Raw genomic sequence first — 306 nt, 5'->3', positions numbered from 1 at the left:
GTGCGCGGCCCGGCGGTCCGGGAAGGGGGCGCCGTCGTAGAGGGCGGCCGGCACCAGCGGGTGGCGGAACCGGAGGCGGGGGCCCGAGGCCTGCAGCAGCCCGGAGTGCAGCGCCTCGTCCCAGGTGGAGGCGTCGACACCCCACCCGGCACCGGCCCGGTCGACGACGTGCCGGTCGCCCCGCCCCTCGGCGGCCGCCAGCAGCAGCAACGCCCGGGTGGCCGGTTTCAGCGCCTCGGCACGGGCGCAGAACGCCTGCCGCAACCGGGGCCCCACCGGCATCGGCTCCCCGGACGCCCCGTCGCG

The 306-nt window shown here is 80.1% G+C and carries 1 pseudogene; it reads right to left on the bottom strand.

The window, feature by feature from the left end:
* Nucleotides 1-276: pseudogene (locus tag GTW08_RS29385) on the bottom strand (helix-turn-helix transcriptional regulator); the annotation flags it as partial.
* Between the last annotated feature and the right edge of the window lie 30 nt (nucleotides 277-306).

Source organism: Pseudonocardia sp. SID8383 (assembly GCF_009864975.1).
Classification (GTDB): Bacteria; Actinomycetota; Actinomycetes; order Mycobacteriales; family Pseudonocardiaceae; genus Pseudonocardia; species Pseudonocardia alni.
This window is presented reverse-complemented; position numbering and strand designations above follow the sequence as displayed.